Genomic DNA, 18,565 nt, shown 5'->3' on the forward strand with positions numbered 1-18,565 from the left:
ATGGAACCTCTTGAGACTTTCGTTGTAGAGTCCACGATACCGGAGGAGGGAGATGCCTACAAAAGCATAGTTGCGGATATAATCACTGAACTGGTTCTTGGCGGTGCAATCGGAAGAATAAAAGTGAGAGTAAGACCTGAGGATTCCCTTTTTATGATGGCTATAATCCTCAGAGGCACACAGCCAACAGTAAAAGTATCTGATATGGGCAGCGTGGATGTTACTAACCATCTTACTAAAGAAGTCACAATTTCAATTGAGCAGGAAAAATATCTTCCTCAATTACTTGAACAACTCTGGGCAAAATACGGACGTGCAGGTGTACGCCAGCCTGAAAGGAAGACCCTTATCCTTACAGCAGAGAATCTTGATGAAGAAGTAGAATTCCTTAGGAATCTCGTTGTTGCAGATCCTCAGAAGACTCTCCAGTCCAGACTTGTAGAAATGGCTATCCGTGCAACTCCCGAAGGTTTCAGGGTGCGCTACCATTCAATGGATAAGCATGTTTTTGTTTTTGCTGCAACAGAGGATATTCTCAAGAAAGAGTGGATACAGGAAGCACAGGATATTGCAACAGAACTCCAGGAGGATGAATAATGGCAGCAGTTCTTGAACCTTACATTTACGAAGGTGGAATTCACCAGCATACTCTCATCACCGAACTTCTGGAAGATCTAGGAGGCTATCTGATCCAGAAAGTTCCGGCAGCTACAGAAGTTACTCTTGTGATGCTTATCCCAAGAGACGATGTTCATCTCATTGAAGAACTTGGAAAGAAACTTCTCGGCAAGCTGGAACGTGCACCTCTCACAGGAACTGAGATCGCTGTAGTTTCTCCTACTCTTGCATCCCATCACCTACCACATTCTGCCTGTGATGTTGCAGAATTTATGCGCAGAGGTGGTGCAAACACCAATATGCTCGGTCTTGCAAGAGGCATGGGCAGAAGGGTCTCACTTTCTGATAACTACGAGAGGAAACTCATTAATGAGCACGACCTTGCTGTATTCTCATTTGGTACTTTTGCAGATTGTATCAAGAACAAAAAACCAAAGCTTCTTGAAGGTGTAACAGTTCCAAAGATCGTTGCCGGAGGTCCTCTCAACGTAAAGACCGAGGAGGTAGCTGGTGCTGATCTCTATGTTGGCGGTATCGGCAGGGTTGCCCATCGTCTGAGAAAACCGGGAGAACTTGGTTCACTTGACAACCTGCTTGAGAAGGTTGTGGAAGTCGTTGAAAAGATGCGTGAGGATCTTGCAAAGGATCCGCTTGCAGTGCTCCCCCCAAGGGTTATGAAAGAAATACATGAACAGATACCTGAGATATTTGATGTATTCTCTCCTGCACCGGTGACACTTCAGCTTGATGGATTGCGTGTGAAACTTCCATATGATGAGTTCCATGAAAGAGTGGAGAATCTTGAATTTGATGAAGGTGTGAGACTTTCTGATATGGCAAGTATCACAAAATCCCGTATGAAAAATTATATATTGGTCAAGATCAAACGTGAATCTGAGGTCGGATTCACGGCTTAAATTTTGATTAAAAACGTTTGTGATGTTTGAAACTTATCCGGGGTTATTATGGAACTTGAAAAAATCAAAGAGCTTCTTGACAAAGAGCCAGAAGATGCTGTAGATGAAATTCTGGCTGATGTTGAGAAAAGGTATGGAGAAATTCCCTATATTACTAATTTTATGAAGGATATGCCGGAAATTTTCATATCAAGAATGATCTACGAGAACAGTGTTATGCGTGAATTCAAACGTATGGACCCTAAGACCGTGGAACTTATCAGCATTGCAGTGGCATCGGCACTTCGTTGTGAGCACTGCCTGAAGACCCATGTAAGAGTTGCAAAAAGACTTGGCGTTTCTAAAGAGGAAATATTTGATTCTGTCCTCATAGCCAGTAGTGTTTCAACAGCAGCTGTCCTTGCAGAAGGAACTCGTTCTGTAGACAATGCTTTTGCTGACGAGGAACAAGGTGTGCCCTCATCTGCAAACTGTTCAATATGTAATATTAATTCAGAACTTCCTGAGGAAGACTGAGTTATTTTTTTCTCTAAATAAATCTAAAAATAAGATTAGTAGAGCGGTGCTCCGCTGAGCAGCACTCCAGCTAAATATCCCAGTATGACTCCACTGTTAAGGAATGGAAGACCAGCCTGTGGTTTTCCTTTCATGACCAGTATTGTCAGAGCCATGAATCCTATGATTGTTCCTATCATTGCACCAAGGGCAGGATAGGATATGAATCCAATTGATGCAATGGTAGCTTTCTGCACAAGGAACACATTTGCAGAAACAACCAGGATTGTTGGCATTATAGCATCCCCAAGTCCCATGAAGAATGCTTCTTTTTCCTTTCCTTCTTCCTTGTTGAGTGAATCCTCAATGAATGAGTACTTCAAGTGTTTTGGAATCACAAAAAGGATTGGAAGGTGAAGGTCCATTACTCCTTCTGCAAGGTCTATCATATGCTTTGTCTTGTAAACGGAAATTGCGTCATAGACCGCAAGCAGCGTCAGAAGTACAATAACCGGCAGGATTGACAGTGATATTCCAAATATAGCACTTGCTCCGGCTCCGATGATAAGTCCTACTATGTCAATGACATACCATTCCGGGAATTTGTAGAGTAGTATCGTGAGTATGGCAGCCACAAGACCTGATACAATGTTGTTTGTCATGACTGATATATCAACAAGTGACAGCAGTGCATAGAAGACATAGTACATAGTGGCTCCTACAGCCAGCAGAATTACTAACTGTATCACCCATTCCATATTCTTTTTGATAGCCAGTAGCAAAAAGCCAGTGAATACAAGAATTAATCCTATGTAATAAATGGCATTTGAAGTCGAGTCTGGGTCTTCAAAAGCCTGCATGTCATTTGCATTCATTGGCGCAGCCAGAAGCAGCGCCGTAATCTGTACTACCAGTATAATCCCCGCCATTACAAGCATTGGAACGTAATCTTTGATTACCGTCTTTTCAGAACTCAACTCAGCAACTCCAAATATATAAATCATTGAATATTATATAATTATGTATAGTAAATACTCTGTTCAGTATTTAAGTAATTCTCTTTAAAAAAGTAAAGTTAAATAATATAAATAGCAAAACAGCCCATATTAAGAATGAGGGAACAGAATGGAAACCAGAGATCTAATATTCTCAGTTGTAATGGTTGTGTCTTCGTTTGTACTTACTTACGAATGGCTTGGCAGATTTAAATACAGTCCTGCAAATGCTTTGATTATACTTTCTGCAATGGTAATGGTTGGTGCGCTGGCGGGCATGATCCTTTTAGTAGATATGCGTCTGCGTAAGATCGATAATATGCTTGAAGCAAAAGAGCGCTCTTTAAGGATCAATGTTCAGAGTGTTGAAAATAACCTTGACGCACGTATGAATGAAGTTCTTATCAAGATGGATGATGTAATGGATTCAATGGACAGGAGAAGGTACAGGTAATTTACTATCATTATGATGATACTATTTTAAGTTCCGAAAACCATATTAACTAGGTTGTAGTAGATTGATGAGAAATATTTTCTATCTATAAGAGGTGCGTATATGCGCATTAATTTAGAACCTATTGGTATTATCAAAAAAGCCGGGAAATGTTCTGAGATTCTTATCTACTCTGACTTTGAGCAGCTTGTGAAGAACATGATGTCAAAGTTAAGCAAGGATGAGACTGATCAGCACAGTCTTGTGGTGGTACACAAAAACAGAGATACAAACGATATCCACCAGGTACAGATTACTAAAACACATCTAATTGACAGGGTAGGAAATATCCTTAAAGTCGGAAAGATCGATGCAAATGATGATTCTGTTATCGATGTAAGACTTGAATGCAATGGATTTATAACAACTGAAGCCTGAAAGGTTTCAATTTCAAAATTATACGATTCTTCATGGGTGTTGATATAGGAGATCTCCTTCAGAGGAGAACGATCGAAGTATCTGACCTTTCATTAAATACAGTGGCTATAGACGCCTTTAACACACTTTATCAATTCTTAAGTATCATCCGGCAGAGGGATGGAACTCCCCTGAAAGATTCTCAGGGCAATGTTACATCGCACCTGTCTGGTATTCTTTACAGGATGACCAACATAGTTGAAGCTGGAGTGAAACCTGTTTTTGTTTTCGATGGAAAGCCACCTGAGTTCAAATCTTCAACTATTCAGAAGCGTACTGAAGTCCGTGAGAATGCTAAGGCAAAATGGGCTGAAGCAAAGGAAAAAGGACTCGCTGAAGAAGCATACAAATATGCCCAGGCATCTGCCAAAGTTGATGCGACAATTGTTGAGGACTCAAAGAAACTACTGGCTGCAATGGGTATTCCTTATGTTGATGCTCCTTCAGAAGGTGAAGCACAGGCAGCTTACATGGTTAAAAAAGGAGATGCAGACAGGATAGCGTCTCAGGATTATGATTCACTGCTTTTTGGTTCCCCTAAAGTTGTCAGGAACCTTACAGTTTCAGGTAAGCGAAAACTCCCAAAGAAGAACATCTACGTGGATGTTAAACCTGAACTCATTGACCTTCAGGAAAATCTGGATGAACTGGGAATTGACCAGTCACAACTTATTGATATTGCTCTTTGTGTAGGTACCGATTATAATGATGGTATCGAGGGAGTTGGTCCGAAGACTGCTCTTAAGCTTGTAAAAGAACACGGAAATATAGAGAGAATTCTTCAGGAAAAAGGTCTGGAAATCGAGAATCTTGATGGGATAAAAGAGTTTTTCAAATCCCCTCCGGTGACCAATGATTATTCCCTCAAATGGAACAAACCGAATTCTTCAGAGGTAATTAATTTTCTCTGCACAGAACACGATTTCTCAGAGGATAGGGTTACAAAGGCTCTGGAACGCCTCGAAGCTTCATCAGGAAGCGGCCAGAGCACCCTTGATAAATGGTTCTAGATTTTTATTTAGAATCCAGAGCACAATTTTAGCCTGGTTTTTAGATTCAGTTGCTTTTAGAGATAAGTGAAACTCCTGTCATCTCGGCAGGCTGTTCTATTTTCATAATCTCAAGCATTGTTGGTGCAAGGTCGGAAAGCTTTCCATCCTTAAGTTTTGCTCCTTCCGGACCATTTACAAGAAGACATCTTACAGGATTTGATGTGTGTGCAGTGTGTGGCTTGCCGGTATTGTAATCTATCATCTTCTCAGCATTACCGTGGTCTGCTGTTATAAGTGCAGCTCCATTTTGTTCGATAATTGCATTGATGATCTTGCCAACACATTCATCCACAGCTTCAATTGCTTTAATGGCTGCATCCACAATTCCGGTGTGACCAACCATATCCATGTTGGCAAAGTTGAGAATTATGGCATCATACTTGCCGGACTGTATCTTTTCCACAAGTTTCTCTGTAACTTCGTGTGCACTCATTTCAGGTTTGAGATCGTATGTTGCAACATCGGGTGAAGATACAAGACATCTGTCCTCTCCTTCATTCTCCTTTTCCACACCGCCGTTGAAGAAGAATGTAACGTGAGCATACTTTTCAGTTTCAGCTATACGGAGCTGTTTTTTATTATTCTTGCTGAGGACTTCACCAAGTGTGTTAGTAATGGTCTCTGGTGGGTATGCTATTGGAATATCCAGATTCTCATCATATTCAGCCATGCAGACGTAGTGAACTTCAGGCTTTACTTTTCTCTCAAAACCATCAAAATCATCGTTCACAAATGCATATGTCATCTGTCTTGCCCTGTCCGGACGGAAATTGAAAAAGATAACTGAATCTCCATCCTTAACAGTTGCAACAGGCTTACCATCTTCATCGGTAACAACAGTGGGCTTTACAAACTCGTCATTTTCGCCCCTTTCGTAAGCCATACTTACTGCTGAAACAGCGTCATCTGCAAGGATTCCTTCCCCAAGTGTTAGTGCATCGTATGCCAGTTGTATACGGTCCCAGCGTTTGTCACGGTCCATTGCATAATATCTGCCGCTTACAGTTGCAGTCTTTGCAATGCCTGTGCTCTTGCAGAATTCCTCATGAGCTTTCATGTCTTCAAGTGCAGTCTGAGGTGGCACGTCTCTGCCATCAAGGAATGTGTGAATGTAAACTCTTTCAACACCTTCTTTCTTTGCCATTTCCACAAGTGCTCTCATGTGGTCCATGTGACTGTGAACGCCTCCGTATGAGAAAAGTCCCATAAGGTGCAGTGCAGAGTTGTTTTTCTTCACGTTTCCCATAGATTCAAGCAAAACCTGATTTTTGAAAAAAGAACCTTCTTTTATGTCTTTGTTAATGCGTGTAAGATCCTGGTAGATTATTCTTCCAGCTCCAATGTTCAGGTGTCCAACTTCTGAGTTTCCCATCTGTCCTTCAGGAAGTCCAACGCCCTCTCCTGAAACCTGTAGTAAGCATGAAGGATATTTTTCCACAAGAGAATCAAGCACCGGGGTATTTGCAGTCATTACTGCATTTCCTTTCTCTTCGGTAGTGTAGCCCCAGCCATCAAGTATCATAAGTAAAAGCGGTCCATTCTCATATGACATGAATTCTGAATTGTTCCGATTACTTTTAAATGCATTGTATCGGCTAATCAGGAGCCATTTTCAAGCCTTGTAAGGATCTTAAATTCTCTCAACACCAGCATGAATGTGAGCAAAAATGAAAGGCTGTCTGATAGTGGAAATGCCAGCCATACACCTGTAAGCTGAAAGAAGTGTGGAAGAATAATCACCAGTGGAATAAGGAACAACAACTGTCTGCTCATGGCAAGGAAGAAGGATGGTAATGCTTTTCCTATGGCCTGGTAGAGTGAAGCTCCTACAACCTGAAAACCCACCAGTGGAAGTGCAAGTATCATTATTCTGGTGGCAGATGCTCCTGATGATATCAGTTGCTGATCTGAAGTAAATATGCCAAAAAGCTGTCCCGGAAAAACAAGGAGTACAATGAAACCAGCCACAGCAATTGTGGTAGTTACCATCATGGAGAGTTTTACTGATTCCATTACCCTGGAAAAGTTTCTGGCTCCATAGTTGAAACCAACGATTGGTTGCAGTCCCTGAACTATACCGTACATCGGCATGAATGTGAACATGAAAAGACGGTTTACAACACCAAAAATTGCAATTGCAACATCTCCTCCACCATATATCAGTAGTATATTATTCAGCACAATAACCACAAGACTGCTTGATGCGTTTCTTGCAAGAGGTCCCATTCCTATGGAAATACTTTCAAAGGCAATATCAAATCTCGGTATGAGATTCTTCAAACGGAAACGAAGACTGGAGTTTCCCGAAGCAAAATACCATATAAGGAATAAGGCTCCTGTAGCCTGTGCAAGAATTGTTGCAATAGCTGCACCTTTTACTCCAAGTCCGAAACCATGCAGGTATAATGGCTGGACTGTGGTTCCCAGTTTATCTGCAAGGAAATTAAATTCAATGTATCCTGACTTGAAAATAAACAACGGATCAAGTATGACATTTACAAGGGCCGAGATAAGCATTGTGTACATTGCAACTTTGGCATTTCCCTCGGAACGCACAACATTGTTCATGGCGAGTGCAAACATGAAAAACCCTGATCCATGCAATATCACTGTCATGTATTCGGTGGCATAAGGTAAAATAGTGTCAGTTGCTCCGAATAATTTCAGAAGCGGCGTAAGATAAATACTACCTGCAATTATGATAAATAAACTCATAATAAGGACAAGTGAGAGTACGTTTCCCATTACGTTCTCTGCTCTTTCCTGATTTCCTTCACCAAGACTTCGGGATATCATAGAAGCTCCGCCAATTCCAATGGCAAGTGCAATAGCCATGATGACCATCATTATCGGGAAAGCTATGGATATTCCGGCAATTCCCTGAACACTGTTCTCTCCAAGGGCCTGACCTACAAAAACAGTATCCACAATGTTGTAAAGGGCCTGTACCAGCATTCCCACTGTGGCAGGTGCGGATAATTTGAAAAGGAGTTTACCTATGCTTTCATCAGCTAAGAGTTTACTTCGTTCGTGCAATGAGCATGCCTTCTTCCCGAAAAGGGATGCAACTAATAGGTGAAATAGGTGTATTTATCCCTTTTCTTACGCTTTTTCTGATGATTTTATTTCAGATTTATTGGGAAGATCATCCTTAAAATGGCTTATGCAGTCCTTATGTGTTTGAGCATCAGATTAAACATAAGCAAGAGGTTGCTTTCAAAGAAAATGATTTCACCGTTTCTTCTATCCCTGTTATTTGCCCTGAGAACAGTAAATTCAAGATCCTTTTCTGCTTCCATACGAATTCTTGAAAAGGGATCCAGATTTTCTTTTCTCTCCTCAGAGATTGCTCTTGCAACTGAAAAAGGATCGAGGTATTTGTTTACCCAGCAGTTGAGTTCACGGCTGTAACCAGTGGAAAGAGCCATGTTATTTATTCTCATTAATGCTGTCTGCTTGTTGTCTTCATAGTAGTTAATCCAATCCGACATGTAATTTCCCCTGTGAGTTTACCCAAATATTGAACTCTAATTTGTGATCTTGTTCAACAGTATTTATTTTCTCAAAAATAATATTTATATTTATCTGCGAAATCTACACTTTCTCTTCTTATTGCCTTCTTCACCACGATATCTTTTTATCTGATATCTACTCCATTTAAATGGGAGTTTAAATATGGCAGATAAGACGGCAGATGTGTCAGATACTATTGAAAAATCGGACGAGCAATGGAAAGAAATACTGACAAAAGATCAGTTCATAGTATTAAGACAAAAAGGCACAGAAGTAGCTTTTACTGGAAAATATTATGCGAATAAGGAAAAGGGTACCTATTTGTGTGCAGCCTGCGGTCAGGAACTGTTCAGTTCAGATGCAAAATACGATTCAGGTACCGGCTGGCCAAGTTATTTCAAACCGATTTCAGAGGATAAAGTCTCACTGAAAGAAGATAACAGTCATTTCATGAAAAGAACAGAAGTTGTCTGCAGCCGTTGTGGAAGTCACCTTGGTCATGTTTTTGATGACGGACCCGCACCCACCGGAAAAAGATACTGCATGAATTCCATTTCACTGGATTTTAAAAAAGAGGAGTAAAGTAATGTTCAGAGGTTTGCACCTCTGATTAGTTTACTGTTACTGTAAGAGTCATATCAGGAACATCAACAACACTGAATGTGTAAGTGCCGGTGTTCATGAAAGTGTAATCATATGTGTCGTGGACATACATTTCCTGGTCTTCAAAGAGCCCATCATCGCTTACAAGCACAAAAGTATTCTGTGGTTTGTAATTTGTCCATACAAGTGTGTCCCCTCTGTTTATTTCTATTTCAGAAGGTTTCATCATCCCATAGTATTCCATTCTGATACCATGGTCTACACCGTCCCCAACCACAGCAACTTCTTCAACATCATCTGCTGTTGTTTCCTCAGCATTTTCTTCTTCCATTGCAGTATCATCATCTGCAGTGTCGGCACATCCGCTGACAAGCACACCTGCAAGCATAAGTATTGTAATTAATATCAGCCACTTTTTTGTCATATTATACCACCCAGTTTCTGAGTTTTAGTTTAATTAAAAAAGCCGCCTTTTATCTCAGGCAGCGATTTTATATCCTGTTCCCGGAAAATTTATACGGCTTATAGTGAAATAAAGGCTATGGAAACATCCTTTATAATCCTTATGTATTTGCTGCTGGTAAATCTAATAGGATTTTACCTTATGTGGGCTGATAAAAGAAAAGCAAAAAAAGATGCTTTCAGGATTCCTGAAAAAACCCTGTTTACAATTGCGGTAATCGGTGGCAGTATAGGTTCTATTGCAGGGATGTATCGTTTTCGTCATAAGACAAAGCATAGCTCCTTTACAATAGGAATGCCTCTTATACTGCTAATTCAAATCTATGTTTTGATACGCTTTCTGCTTCCATTATACGCCTTAAATTGAGACGAAAGCTCAGAATTCCAGTCTCTCCATTTCTTTAAGGACTTCGGGGCTTAAATTAGTGAAATTCTGAATACCGCTGGTCCAGGCTGCTATCATCATGACGTCCTTTATTTCCTGTGCGGTTACTCCATATTTCTTCAGTCTCTGGAGGATCTTCACAGCACTTTTTGTTTTCTGATTTGAGCATGCAATTGCAAATACCAGAAGATGTTTCTGTTTCTTGGAGAGTCCACCTTCTTTTTCTTCCCAGACAGAACTATATAATCCGGCTACAGCTTCTGAGAAATCGTCATCCATCTTTTTTGCATAGGTCACAGCCCTTGGCTGGAAACCTTTCACATCTTTTGCTTCCTTTATTTCATCTGGCATTTATTCTTCCCTTCTTTTGATTTTGAATCTATGTTTTTTATAACCTCTAGATTTATCAATGAAGGTTTGGCAGGAAACAATTTAATGCTTTCTTTGCTCTTTCTTTAATATGCAGGATAAAAGGAATTTTCCGGATATTTCTGAAAAAGGTGTTTATTGTCTCATATTCAGAACTAGAAACTGCATTCTGGATGCAGGTAGCCTTAAAAAGATTGGATTTTCAAAAGGTTACTATATATATGTTGGTTCTGCACTTGGAAGTGGAGGTCTTAAAAGACTGAAACGACATGTGCTGCTATCATTAGATAAAAACAAAAAACCACGCTGGCATGTGGATTATCTTTCGGTTTCACAGGAATTTGAACTAATATCTGTGGTATATGCAATTACTGACAAACCGATTGAATGTGAACTTGCAGGAAAACTAAAATCCGTTTTTAACAATTCTATCCAGGGTTTTGGAGCAGGCGATTGCAGCTGTTCTTCTCATCTTTTTTACAGTAAAAAACGTCCTTTGTCTTTAATCAAAGATTCATTTAATAAACCTGGATTGAAATTCAAAGTTGCACATTTTGTCTAGTGGTTCTGCAATCAGGAAATATTATGCGGAAAACTTTTAAATCAGTTGCAGAATAAGTTCCATTATGTCTCTTGAAAATTATGGGATATTGAAAGCTAAGCCAAAAGACTGCAAACGAGGAAAAGGAAAAAGTGCTCATTACCAGATTCTTGTTGATGATGGAAAAAATGAACACCGCATAGCTGTGAATATTAATTCGAAAGTTGCACCTTCTGAATTGCTTTATTTTGCAGATGATAACTTCAGTCATCCTATAATTGAAAAGCTTGGTTCTCTTGAAATGGGTTACAAAAGCCTTGACCGTTCATCAAGGGACCTGCGTTTAGATTATGTCCGTGGAGGACTTTTTGATACATCAAAAATGGTGCCGCTGGAATGTGATGTTCCTGGTCCGTCCAATGACCTAAATGAACTTATCCAGAAATATGTTGAGAAAGCTGCTGCTATGGATAACGGTATGCTCTATGCATTTGGAGAAAGATGGGGTCCGGAATCCTTTTTACCAGACAGTTTCTTTGGTTTCAGGCCAGGCAGTGGAATTCATGATATTCATATGAACCAGGGTAATTCTGAAAAGTGGCAGGATGATGATGCACCGTGCCAGGACGGAGGTCTGCTCATTCACTTACCGGAAGAAAACCGTTGGGTTGCTATTTTCCTGGCTTTCCAGTCACAGTGTTTCAATACGGATGACACGACCGGGCACTGTTTGCCTGATGTTCCTCAAAAAGTACCTGAAACCTCATCACAAACATGTGAGGTTGAAGAACCCGAGTCTACAGAGGCAGGTTCTGTACTGATAGTAGGGGCTCTTGTTAATCCGGAGGGAGTTGATTCCGGTAAAGAATCCGTGACACTTTTCAATGCTTCTCCAAAAACAATTGATCTTGCAGGATGGTCACTTAAAGATGCATCAGGTCGTAAGTCAAACATTAAAGGCAAGATACGAGCAGGTTCGGGGACAAGAATATTGTTCTCCGGGAAGGGAGTTATTCTCTCAAACGGCGGTGGAACCATCAGCCTTTATGATAATCAGGGAACGCTCATGCATGAAGTGAAGTACAGCAGTAGAGAAGTCAGGTCCGGCTGGACTATTGTGTTCTGACCATTGCTATTCATTTTTCCGTTCCTCTTTTCTTATTTTATTTTTCTATTGTTCTTCTGGTTTATCTCCAATTTATATTTTTATGTCCAATTAAAAATATCCAACACTGTTTTATATTAAGCAACATATATTCAGAAAGTACAATCAAATTTACTTTCCTTGCTTTGATAAAATGAGAGTACATTTGTTTGAATGGAATTCCGATGCAGCTGGTAAAAGGTTCAAACAGGAGAGATACAAAAATGACAGGACAATTAGAAAATACAGAACTTGCCGGAACAATGACTGCTGTACATAATGATATTATGGCACATATTGGTATTACTGATGCCCAGTTAGAGAAACTGATGAAGCTGTCCCAGGAAGAAGTGATTCTTGGAGCAAGTAAAGATATCACTTTCAAGCTTAATGTCAAAAATGGAAAAGGCCATCAGTCAGTTTCCCAGACAACAGCATGGGTTACAATTTCCGGTAGTTTTGAGATCACATCTCCTGACGAAGGCACCTGGGATATTGTTGTTAAAGACGGCAGTCATACTATCCTGAATAAAAAAGGTGTAAAGAAAGGTGACAAAATAAGTTTCAAGCACAAGACCGGTTTTAAAGCAAATATCTCACTCGATGTAACGTGGAGTGAAGCCAAAGACACAACTCTTGAAGCTAAGATCCACGCATCTTACTGAAGATGTTATTTTGGATATGTGGTATTTCCACATATCATTTTACTTCCTCTCTGTTTTTTGATGAAAAGATAATTTTTCAGTGTTTTATCCATAAGTTAACCTCTTATGGCAGATACGTTTCATTTTTTTATTCACATATATTTCAGGGTTTTTATTAAATCTGTTCAAAAAATTGTAGATTCCAGAAAAACTTTATATTAATAGTTCTTTATTTTCTCTATCTTCAATAATGGTGGTACAGTGGTTAATTTTAAAATAATATTTATAGATTTAATGCTAATTTTAGCATTCCTGAGCACTGGTGTTGCAAATGCGACTGACGATGGGATCGATGATTATAGTGAAATTAGAAGTCCTGTAATTTCAGGCTCATCTAATATAGTTATAACACCGGAGAATTTTTCGGGATTCTGGTATGATATTGATGATAATATAGTTTCTGAATCCCTTACAATATACAATATTTATGGAAGAACAATTGAAGAAGATTTCCTTGCTTATAGGTCATCAATTGTACAGGTAGAATATGAGGCTGACTTTGCAAGTGAAGTTTCATCATCCACAGCTGATACCTACCCTGTAATCAGTCTTTTTGGAGACAAATATATTCCTACATCTGATGATGATGCAGGAGAACTTGTAAATCTTCTTCTTGACACAGATGACAAGTACACACTCCGTGTTAGTTCCCCTCTCGAGCTTTCAAATGGATATGAATTGACTGCAGTGGATATTGATGTAGAAGGCGACAAAGTATTGTTGGAGTTAACCAAGAATGGTAAGTTTATTGATGATGAATTTATTGATATCACATCTGGCGAAGCAACCTGGGATTATGATATAGATGTTGGAAATCAGGATGATGTAATTGTCTTTAGAGCACTTATTACTGATATCTTCCAGGGTCAGGTCGATAATCTTGTAGTTATTGAAGGTCTCTGGCTTATGGATTATGAGACCATCATGGAAGTAGGGACATCTGATGAATTTGGTAAACTTGAAGTTGACAGTGTTTCCGATAGTATCGTAATGCTGAACCACAAACCTTTAGCTTTGAGTAAAGGCGAGACGGTTGATCTGGCAGAGAGTCTGAAATTCAAAGTGGCAGACGATGATGACCTACGTTTCTATCTTATGAAAGAATGTACAGAATCAGGAACTTATGAGTTAAGAGGAAATGTTGTTACTGGTCCGTCTTCTTGGACGGCCCAGAACTTTGCAGGATTTATGTATAATCTTGATGATAATGTTGGTTCTGAAACTCTTACAATATCCAATATTTATGAAAGAACAATTGATGAAGGTTTCCTCATTTACAATACTTCAATTGTACAGGTGGACTACGAAGCTAATTTTGAAAGTGAAAATTCCTCTCTTTATACTGACACTTACCCTGTTCTGAGTTTTTTCGGTGAAATATACGTATCCCTCTCAGATGCAACTCCAAGTGAGCTTGTGAGGCTGCTTGTTGATAGCAGTGACGTTCATATTCTCAGGACCAGTTCCTCCCTTGATCTTTCAAATGGGTATAAATTGACTGTAAAACAAATTGATTTGGCAGCTGACAAGGTCTATATGGAACTTTCTAGGGACGGTGCCTTCATTGAAAATGAAGTAGTCAATGTCACCGCCGGTGAAGCAACTTGGGACTATGGTACAGATGTTGGAAACCAGGATGGTGTCATTGTTTCCAGAGTACACGTCACTGGAGTTTCAGAAGATGATGAAGGTGGTTTTGTTATTGTGGATGGTCTCTATCTTATCGACTATCAGGATATATTTTCAATAGGACCAAGTGATGAATTTGGAGAACTTATAGTTGACACAATGTGGGATGCTGGTATTCAGATGTATAACTCAGGTCCAATTGTTCTCAATGAGAGAGATATAATTGAACTTGCTCCTACTATCAATTTATGGGTAGCAGATAACTCTGATTTGAGATACTATCCATTTGTTGAAGTGGACATGGGGCAGAATCGGTTGGAGATCGAATCCTTCAGTCCGTCAACTAGTATCACAGGTTACGAAAGTGAATCTAAGCTTTTAGAAATAAGTCTGAATCAAATAGCAAATATTAACTGGTTCATTGATGGTATCTACTCGCAGTCTAATTTATCTTCAATATGTGCTTCATACTGCACTTTACCACCTTCATACGGAGAACACACTGTAAAGATGGTTGCTTCAAATGAGAACAATAGTGTTGTTCAGGAATGGGAATGGATCGTTCAAAAGGATCCTGTGGTTGCTGGTGGTCTGGACTTCCGAAGTCCTGTTATCTCAGGCTTATCTGGTATAGTGATAGCACCTGAGAATTTCTCAGCGTTCTGGTATGATTTTGATGATAATTTTGGTTCTGAAGTTCTTACAATTTCCAGCATAGAAGGAAGAACCATTCCAGAAGGTGAACTTAGGTATGAACCTGTAATTGTGCAGGTAGAATATGAAGCTGATTTTGTAAGCGAAGATTCATCTCCCACAGGGGATACTTACCCTATCATCGGTTTTTTTGGAGATAAATATGTTCCAATATCTGATGATGACGCAGGAGAATTCACATGTCTTCTTGTTGACACAGATGACAAATACACCCTTAGAGCAGGCTCTATTCTTGAGCTTCCAAATGGATATGAATTGACTGTGACTCAGATTGATATTGACTGTGACAAAGTTTATTTGGAGTTATCCAGGAATGGTGAGCTTATTGGGGATGAAATTATTGATATCACATCTGGGGAAGCAACCTGGGATTATAAAGTGGATGTTGGAAGTCAGGATGGTGTAATAGTCTTCAGAGTGCTCGTCACTGATGTTTTCCAGGGACAGATCGAAAGTCTTGTAATTGTTGAAGGTCTTTGGCTTCTGAATTACGAGGATATTTTTGAAGTTGAAACAGGTGATGAATTTGGTAAACTTGAAATTGACAGCGTTTCTGATACACTTGTGATGAAAAATTCCGAATCTTTAACTCTTACTAAGGATGAAACCGTTGATCTGGCGGAGGGTATGAAATTCAAAGTAGCAGACGATGATGACCTACGTTTCTATCTTATGAAAGAATGTACAGAATCAGGAACTTATGAGTTAAGAGGAAATGTTGCTACCGATCCGTCTTCCTGGACAACTCAGAACTTTGCAGGATTCCTGTATGATCTTGATGATGATATAGGCTCCGAAGCTCTTACAATATTCGATATTTGCGGAAGAACTATTGAAGAAGACTACCTTGTTTACAACACTTCAATTGTACAGGTGGATTATGAAGCCGACTTTGCAAGTGAAGATTCACCTATCTATAATGATACATACCCTGCTCTGGGTCTTTTCGGTGAGAAATATGTTTCTCTCTCTGATACGGATTCTGGTGAGATTGTGAAATTACTTGTTGACAGCAATGGCAATCACGTTCTCAGAGCAGGTTCCGTATTTGAGCTTTCAAATGGGTATGAACTGACTGCAAAGCAAATTGATGTAGAAGGCGACAAGGTATGGATGAAGTTATCTAAAGATGGTGTGTTCATTGAGGATGAAGTAATTGATGTCACAGCCGGTGAAGAAACATGGGATTATGACACAGATGTTGGAAGTCAGGATGATGTTATAGTATCCAGAGTGCGTGTCTCAGAAGTTTCAGAGGATTTACAAGGCAGTTTTGTTGTCATTGATGGTCTCTATCTAATTGACTATCAGGACATACTCTCAATTGAAGCAGGTGATGAATTCGGTGAATTAGAAGTTGATAGTGTTTCAGATACTATTGTTATGTATAACTCTGGTATAATCCTTCTAGGTGCCGATGATGTAATTGAAATTGCCCCTGGTCTGTATCTGCAGGTAGCAGATGATTCTGAATTGAGGTACTATCCATTTATTGAATACGAAATAATGAAAATAGTACCCAATGAGAAGCCCATAGCTGTAATCTCATCAATCTCACCAAACCCTTCTAAAGAAGGAGAATCAGTATCATTTGCAGGGAGTGGCATTGACAATGACGGTACGGTGATAGACTATTGGTGGACATCAAGTATTGATGGCTGGTTAAGTGATTCATCAAGTTTTAACACCAGTGATCTTTCAGTTGGTACTCATACAATCTACTTCCAGGTTCAGGATGATGATCGTGCTTGGTCCGATAAAGTTTCAGCAAGTGTAACTGTAGTTGATCAAATATTGCCGTTATTCATGTTAACCACTTCCCAGCATAACAACACCCACCGGAAAGTTTCTGTAACGGCTTCAGAACCAATCATTGGTTCTCCTGTGGTTGAAGTAAACTCTATGCTGATTAATGTGACATTGGAAAGTGATAAGTGGATTGGTTATTTCCCAATCGGGGCTGATAATCTCTTTACTGTAAATGTAACTGGAACTGACCTTGCAGGAAATATAGGTGGCAGCAGTTCAGTGATTCGTATTGAAACAATATCTTATGAAGATGGTCAGTGCAAGTTCAACAGTAGTGAATCCGGTATGTCAATTACTTTCAATGGAACAAATGGTACTACCGGTACCATGATTCTGACAGAGAGTGAAGATCCAATGGTGAATCTGACAAATAGGTCAATTGGTCTTTATTTCCTTGATGTAGAATTGGATGATATTCTTGCCGGAAACATGTCAGATGCTATGATAGCAATACCTGTAGATTCATTTGTTCTGCCAGAAGGAATAGCTAAAAAAGATGTTTTAATCTGCTATTATAATGAATCAACAGATAACTGGGATGCATGTCCAACTTCGATAGAAATAATTGATGGGAAAGAATGTTGGACCACATATGTGACCCACTTTTCAATGTATGGGGTTATTGTAAGTTCCGGCCTGAAACTATACGACGGTTCAATTACAACCGGTGATGGATACCAGATTAATAACTTTGTCATTGATGTGACAGATGCTTTCCCAAGCGCAGATTCAGCTTCATTCTATGTGTATAGGAATGGAGTCGAAGTAGATAATTTCCTTATCAACGAAGGTGATTCTTATGAATTCAATTTTGAGGATGGCTCCACGATAGAGGTATATCTTGAATCTGTCAGCAATGGTACTCTTCCAGTTGTCCATATAGCCATTATAATTTATGACTATTCCCTCAGTGATGTTTATAAAAGCGGCGTGGTTGCCGGTGGTCATGAGTATGCTGTATATACGATACCCTCGGATTCCGTAACATCTTCAGGTAGTAGCAGCGGCTCCTCAGGTGGTGGAGGCGGAGGTGGCACTACCGGTGAGAAGTACGAGAATGTTTTCGTTAAAGAAGTAGAGAGTATCTTTGTCAATAAAGACTCACATATCAGTTATGAGTTCAATGAAGAAGGCAATGCAATCTCATCTGTAGAGTTTGATTCCCTTAAGAACTCTGGTACTATCTCTACTATCATAGAAGTACTGAAGAACAGGTCATCCTTTGCCTATATTGATGCCCCGGGAACAATCTACCAGCAGATGAACATCTGGGTTGGCAAGTCTGGTTTTGTAAACTCTGACAATGTTGAGAACCTGATGGTAACTTTCAGGGTTGAAAAATCATGGCTTGAAGAGAACAATATCGAAGCAAGTACAGTTAGACTCTACAGATATTCAGATGGTTCATGGAATGCACTTCCAACATCTATTACTGAAGAAGATGCTGACTTTGTTTACTTTAAGAGCCAGACTCCTGGTTTTTCTCCATTTGCAATCGGGTCGGAAGCAGAAGTAACTGAGACAGTGGAAGATATTCAGAAATCAGTGTCTGATGTAATATTAGATGATATATCCACTGAGGATACAGAAACTGAACCAGAATCTGACAGCTTTACTGGAATATTAATGATGATTGGAGGAATTTCAGTTCTGCTTGTAGGTGTATTTATTGCGTACAAAAAACGGAGCTAAATCTCCGTTTATT

General features: G+C 39.6%; 18 protein-coding genes. 12 read left to right on the forward strand and 6 right to left on the reverse strand.

Going from position 1 to position 18,565, the window contains the following annotated elements:
- From METTI_RS08220 to METTI_RS08230, 3 genes are read left to right on the forward strand one after another with little or no spacing between them, the layout of a single operon-like run.
- Positions 1-597 (forward strand): methanogenesis marker 17 protein, encoded by a 597-nt coding sequence (locus tag METTI_RS08220; RefSeq protein ID WP_023845356.1) that lies wholly within the window; start codon positions 1-3, stop codon positions 595-597.
- Entirely contained in the window at positions 597-1,535 is a 939-nt protein-coding gene (locus METTI_RS08225; RefSeq protein WP_023845357.1) for a methanogenesis marker 7 protein, read from the forward strand. Before METTI_RS08220 ends, METTI_RS08225 begins: the two co-directional genes overlap by 1 nt.
- 48 nt (positions 1,536-1,583) lie before the next feature.
- A complete protein-coding gene (locus METTI_RS08230) occupies positions 1,584-2,051 on the forward strand; it encodes a carboxymuconolactone decarboxylase family protein (RefSeq protein ID WP_023845358.1) in 468 nt (155 codons plus the stop codon).
- A gap of 35 nt (positions 2,052-2,086) precedes the next feature.
- Here the strand turns inward: METTI_RS08230 and METTI_RS08235 are convergent, their stop codons facing one another.
- A complete protein-coding gene (locus METTI_RS08235) occupies positions 2,087-3,034 on the reverse strand; it encodes a presenilin family intramembrane aspartyl protease PSH (RefSeq protein WP_023845359.1) in 948 nt (315 codons plus the stop codon).
- A 121-nt stretch (positions 3,035-3,155) separates the two neighbouring features.
- Here METTI_RS08235 and METTI_RS08240 point away from each other — a divergent pair, with 121 nt between their 5' ends.
- The 3 genes from METTI_RS08240 (at position 3,156) to fen (ending at position 4,945) form a co-directional block, all read left to right on the forward strand.
- Complete coding sequence (locus tag METTI_RS08240; protein ID WP_023845360.1) at positions 3,156-3,479, forward strand: hypothetical protein; 324 nt, start codon at positions 3,156-3,158, stop codon at positions 3,477-3,479.
- Positions 3,480-3,581: 102 nt separating this feature from the next.
- Complete coding sequence (locus METTI_RS08245; protein ID WP_023845361.1) at positions 3,582-3,896, forward strand: hypothetical protein; 315 nt, start codon at positions 3,582-3,584, stop codon at positions 3,894-3,896.
- 32 nt (positions 3,897-3,928) lie between these two features.
- The gene (gene fen, locus METTI_RS08250; RefSeq protein WP_023845362.1) at positions 3,929-4,945 is read left to right on the forward strand and encodes a flap endonuclease-1; all 1,017 of its coding nucleotides are present in this window, start codon (positions 3,929-3,931) and stop codon (positions 4,943-4,945) included.
- 46 nt (positions 4,946-4,991) lie between these two features.
- On the opposite strand, the gene gpmI is transcribed toward fen, so the two are convergent.
- From gpmI to METTI_RS08265, 3 genes are all read right to left on the reverse strand, one after another.
- Entirely contained in the window at positions 4,992-6,539 is a 1,548-nt protein-coding gene (gene gpmI / locus METTI_RS08255) for a 2,3-bisphosphoglycerate-independent phosphoglycerate mutase (RefSeq protein WP_023845363.1), read from the reverse strand.
- 47 nt (positions 6,540-6,586) lie between these two features.
- Positions 6,587-8,023 carry an MATE family efflux transporter gene (locus METTI_RS08260; RefSeq protein ID WP_023845364.1) on the reverse strand — a complete coding sequence of 479 codons (1,437 nt, stop codon included), beginning with the start codon at positions 8,021-8,023 and terminating at the stop codon, positions 6,587-6,589.
- A gap of 125 nt (positions 8,024-8,148) precedes the next feature.
- Complete coding sequence (locus METTI_RS08265) at positions 8,149-8,478, reverse strand: hypothetical protein (RefSeq protein ID WP_023845365.1); 330 nt, start codon at positions 8,476-8,478, stop codon at positions 8,149-8,151.
- 184 nt (positions 8,479-8,662) lie between these two features.
- Between METTI_RS08265 and msrB the strand changes: the two genes are divergently transcribed.
- Positions 8,663-9,082 (forward strand): peptide-methionine (R)-S-oxide reductase MsrB, encoded by a 420-nt coding sequence (gene msrB, locus METTI_RS08270; RefSeq protein ID WP_023845366.1) that lies wholly within the window; start codon positions 8,663-8,665, stop codon positions 9,080-9,082.
- A gap of 28 nt (positions 9,083-9,110) precedes the next feature.
- On the opposite strand, the gene METTI_RS08275 is transcribed toward msrB, so the two are convergent.
- Positions 9,111-9,527 carry a cupredoxin domain-containing protein gene (locus METTI_RS08275; protein ID WP_023845367.1) on the reverse strand — a complete coding sequence of 139 codons (417 nt, stop codon included), beginning with the start codon at positions 9,525-9,527 and terminating at the stop codon, positions 9,111-9,113.
- Between the two features lie 117 nt (positions 9,528-9,644).
- On the opposite strand from METTI_RS08275, the gene METTI_RS08280 reads away from it, so the two are divergent.
- Positions 9,645-9,932, forward strand: coding sequence for a DUF1294 domain-containing protein (locus tag METTI_RS08280; protein WP_023845368.1), 288 nt, complete (start codon positions 9,645-9,647; stop codon positions 9,930-9,932).
- Between the two features lie 9 nt (positions 9,933-9,941).
- Here the strand turns inward: METTI_RS08280 and METTI_RS08285 are convergent, their stop codons facing one another.
- The gene (locus METTI_RS08285; protein ID WP_023845369.1) at positions 9,942-10,301 is read right to left on the reverse strand and encodes a carboxymuconolactone decarboxylase family protein; all 360 of its coding nucleotides are present in this window, start codon (positions 10,299-10,301) and stop codon (positions 9,942-9,944) included.
- 109 nt (positions 10,302-10,410) lie between these two features.
- On the opposite strand from METTI_RS08285, the gene METTI_RS08290 reads away from it, so the two are divergent.
- From METTI_RS08290 to METTI_RS08305, 4 genes are all read left to right on the forward strand, one after another.
- Positions 10,411-10,881: a GIY-YIG nuclease family protein gene (locus tag METTI_RS08290; RefSeq protein WP_023845370.1), complete on the forward strand. Its 471-nt coding sequence runs from the start codon at positions 10,411-10,413 to the stop codon at positions 10,879-10,881.
- Positions 10,882-10,945: 64 nt separating this feature from the next.
- Complete coding sequence (locus METTI_RS08295) at positions 10,946-11,986, forward strand: DUF2278 family protein (RefSeq protein ID WP_023845371.1); 1,041 nt, start codon at positions 10,946-10,948, stop codon at positions 11,984-11,986.
- 242 nt (positions 11,987-12,228) lie between these two features.
- Positions 12,229-12,669, forward strand: a complete 441-nt coding sequence (locus METTI_RS08300) for a hypothetical protein (protein ID WP_023845372.1) — start codon at positions 12,229-12,231, stop codon at positions 12,667-12,669.
- 273 nt (positions 12,670-12,942) lie between these two features.
- A complete protein-coding gene (locus METTI_RS08305) occupies positions 12,943-18,552 on the forward strand; it encodes an S-layer protein domain-containing protein (RefSeq protein WP_156916264.1) in 5,610 nt (1,869 codons plus the stop codon).
- The last annotated feature ends 13 nt before the right edge of the window (positions 18,553-18,565 follow it).

Source organism: Methanolobus tindarius DSM 2278 (assembly GCF_000504205.1).
GTDB lineage: Archaea > Halobacteriota > Methanosarcinia > Methanosarcinales > Methanosarcinaceae > Methanolobus > Methanolobus tindarius.